General features: G+C 46.7%; 3 protein-coding genes. 1 reads left to right on the forward strand and 2 read right to left on the reverse strand.

Translation table 11 applies throughout. The features are described 5' to 3' along the window. Positions 1-638 precede the first annotated feature (638 nt). Entirely contained in the window at positions 639-1,232 is a 594-nt protein-coding gene (locus tag J0895_RS24660; RefSeq protein ID WP_207090627.1) for a bZIP transcription factor, read from the reverse strand. Positions 1,233-1,582: 350 nt separating this feature from the next. Here J0895_RS24660 and queF point away from each other — a divergent pair, with 350 nt between their 5' ends. Then, positions 1,583-2,008 (forward strand): preQ(1) synthase, encoded by a 426-nt coding sequence (gene queF, locus J0895_RS24665; protein ID WP_207090629.1) that lies wholly within the window; start codon positions 1,583-1,585, stop codon positions 2,006-2,008. A 149-nt stretch (positions 2,009-2,157) separates the two neighbouring features. Here queF and J0895_RS24670 read toward each other — a convergent pair whose 3' ends face one another. Further along, the gene (locus tag J0895_RS24670) at positions 2,158-3,561 is read right to left on the reverse strand and encodes a cytochrome c biogenesis protein (RefSeq protein ID WP_207090628.1); all 1,404 of its coding nucleotides are present in this window, start codon (positions 3,559-3,561) and stop codon (positions 2,158-2,160) included. Between the last annotated feature and the right edge of the window lies 1 nt (position 3,562).

Consider the following 3,562-nt stretch of genomic DNA (forward strand, 5'->3'; position numbering starts at 1 on the left):
AAGCCATTCAACCTGATTTCTATCTCTGATGGATAAATCCTGGATAATTTGGCAATCTCTAAGTGAGGGTTGAGATGAGATATTACTTATTTCCCATTACTCTATCCCAGGCATGACCAATCTACCCGGTTCCGGATGGCGGGGGCTTTCCCTGACTGTGTTTTTGCGGGGGAAGATCTGCGATGAACCGGATTCGAGGGTCGTCATGCATATTTAGGTCTCATTTTACCGTTACCAAGTGGGTTCAATTTTCTGTTACTTAGATTACTAAATTTAGGGTAATTTGTCAACGGTTTGGGGAGAATTAAGAATTATTAAAGAGACCCGTCAGATTAGGTTAAGAAAGCCTTACAAATGGATGAAACGGCTCTGCGATCGCCAGAATTATGAGTTAAAATAGGGGGGATTACCCCTAACCCCGCAGAGCATTATCAATGATATAATTCCTCTGCTTTTATCCATCGGTTAACCTGGGGGAATGAAGAGAAGGGACACCAGGTTTCGTACCGAGTAAGTCTGGGATGGGGTTTTGCAGTTAAGGTGAAAAAATAAACAGAATCTGAGTCAGGAAAATCGCGATCGCCTGACTCAGGAGTACAGAGGTGCATTAGGCAGACCCAACAACGGACGAACTGCGGTTAACGCTTCTGCATTAATAAAGGACGCACAATCCAATAACCGGCACCAAACGCACTCACCACGATCAGGAGGATCATAATAATCAACCCAAATCCCCCAAGGTCCGATCGCTTAACCGGACGGGTAGTGCGACGGGGACGAGTTTCCGGCTGTTCAGTAAATAACGGTTCAACATTACCCGGAGTTGCACCCATATCCGTCATGGCGAAGGGAGAACCCACCGCAGAACCGGGAATCCCACTTAGCTGAGGATGACCACTTTCCGGATGGGGTGTAGCGGAATATGGCGATTCCCCCCGTTGGGTGCGATCGCCACTGCGGTTCACTGGGAGACTCTGGGGTTCCCACGCATCCACCACCTGCTGTAAATGCACCGCAGATTGAACCACCGTTTCAATTTCCTGGCGCAGTTGTCGATTTTGTTGACTTAACTGATGATTTTGAGTCGTCAGGGAATCCAACCGTTCCTGTGCCGTTTGTAACTCAGCGACGACTTCTCGATACACAGAGATAGGAACCGAGGGAGAATAGGGTTGATTAGAAGGAGTTGTCGGGGTTGTCGGCAGATTGCCGGAGGCAGTAGCATTTCGCATAAGGGCTTACTCGGGTAATAGGAGGACGTTCGGCGATCGCAACGGTTCTGAGTCTTTTGATGATAGAACTCTGCCTCAGATTACAACAACGATTACCTGGCTTCGTCAAGGATTTGCTACAAATCTCTACGATTGAGGCAGTTGGCAATCCAAGGCATGACAGCATAGACTCCAGATTAGAGGGCGATCGGCCAGACCCTGAATCAATCTTTGTTTTCCATCTTAAATCCTAGAGTCCCTTCATTCAAGGTCTAGGACCCCAAGACTATCCAAATCGGAGCAAATTCTGTCACCATAGAATTAATCACGAGATATTCAGTCCCTATTCAGTCAAAATGAGTAAATCTTCCATGCAGTCCGATGTATCGCCCACCGCCACCCCTGCCGATGACACCTTGCCGATCAAGTATGGGGAACGGGAAATAGAAGAAGGACAGTTAATTACCTTTCCCAATCCCCGAGTCGGTAGACGCTATGACATTCACATCACCTTACCCGAATTTACCTGTAAATGTCCCTTTTCCGGCTATCCCGATTTTGCCACCATTTATATTACCTACGTTCCCAATGAACGGGTGGTGGAACTCAAAGCGATTAAACTCTATGTCAACAGTTACCGCGATCGCTACATTTCCCATGAAGAATCCATCAATCAAATTCTCGATGACTTTGTAGCCGCCTGCGACCCCTTAGAAGCCACCATCAAAGGCGACTTTCTTCCTCGGGGAAATGTCCATACTGTCATTGAAGTTCGCCATAGTAAACCTCAGACTTAAACCCCTTTTAGCCGGTTGGTTTATTCCCACCTCTCAAGATTCATTAGGGAGTGGGAGCATCTTGCTCCCTTATCGCAACAGGAGGGAGCAAGATGCTCCCACTCCTGGTCCTTGGACGAATTGTCTAATTCAGTTAGACTCGCTGTCAATTAATTTTGACCCGCCAAAGAACCCGTGGCGATCGCCACCCCATCGGTACTCGGTTTTTCTTCTAAACTATCCAAAATCTCAATCACTTCTCGCTCAAACGTCACTTGAGCGCGATTCGTTTTTCCTCCCACATACAAGTCCTCATCCTGTTCTAAAGCCCAAACCTGGGAATGAGAAACATAACTCATCATCACCCCCAACATTAACAATCCAAACCCTAAATAAACCATCGGAATACCCGGGTCAGCTTTAATTTGTAACCCCGTACTGCCAATCACCTTCTTAATCTTCAGCGTTACCCCATTCACCACAGTTTCCATCCCGGGACGCAGACTCGTCATCAATTTTCCCTCTATATCATAGAGTAAAAGCGTTCCCTGTAAATCCTTTGCCAACAGCGAAACCCCTTCACTCAAATCCGGCTTAGTGGGAATCCAAGTCCCCCATAACCGCGCACCATTTCCTGTATTTAACAGCGCCATCGGCAGTTGAAAAATTGGACTATTATTCAACTGAACCTGAACCGCCGCCACACCCCAATCGGTTTGATACATCGTCACCCCGCGATACCGCAGGGGTTTGTTCACATGAATTGTCTGGCGATCGCGTTCCTGACCCTCCCTATCAATCACCGACAAATCCGAATAAAACTGGTCAATCGTCCCATCCGGCTTGTAATCAATCCAGAATCGATTCACATGAACCGCCCAATCTTTGGGAACTTGGGACATCGAAAACGGACCCGCCTCAATAATATTTTGAACCTTAAAGGTTTCCCCACTCGGAATAATTTCCTGAGCCATAAAACCCGTCATTGCACCCAAAATTGAACCCGCCAGAATAATCAACATACTGGCATGAACCAGAATCGGGCCAATTTTCCCCATTAACCCTTTTCGAGCATACAACGTATTTCCTTCCCGAAATACTAAATAACGCCGTTTTTGTAATAACTCTTCTAACTGATTGAGATTTGCCTCATCCACTTGTGCACTCAGCGCCAGCTTTTCAAATTGCCGAGGAGTCTTATAAAATTTCCACCGCCGTGCTGCTGTTAAAGCGGGGAATTGATGAGTAAACGTGCAAGCGGTTAAACTCGAACCAAACAACACCAATAAAGCTAAAAACCACCAGGTGCGATAAACATGATCCAACCCCACAACTTGGATTACCTTCCAAGTTAAGAAGCCAAAAAGAGCCGGAGATTCGGGATAGTTGGATTGATAGAATGCCGGAGATTGACCCTGCTCAATCACTGTCCCGGAGATACTAAAAACAGCGATGGCTAATAAGAGGGCGATCGCCAACCGTAAATCCCCCAAAAACGGTAACAGTTCCCGCCGAAAAAACCGCTTCGGTATCGATAACCAACTATTTGTCATTTGTCCTTTGTTATTGGTCATT

Source organism: Phormidium pseudopriestleyi FRX01, assembly GCF_017313335.1.
Taxonomy (GTDB): Bacteria; Cyanobacteriota; Cyanobacteriia; order Cyanobacteriales; family Laspinemataceae; genus Laspinema; species Laspinema pseudopriestleyi.

Excerpts from the sequence above, each read along its gene's own strand:
- J0895_RS24670 (WP_207090628.1), bottom strand. The coding sequence starts at position 3,561 with ATGACCAATAACAAAGGACAAATGACAAATAGTTGGTTATCGATACCG.
- queF (WP_207090629.1), top strand. The coding sequence starts at position 1,583 with ATGCAGTCCGATGTATCGCCCACCGCCACCCCTGCCGATGACACCTTG.
- J0895_RS24660 (WP_207090627.1), bottom strand. The coding sequence starts at position 1,232 with ATGCGAAATGCTACTGCCTCCGGCAATCTGCCGACAACCCCGACAACT.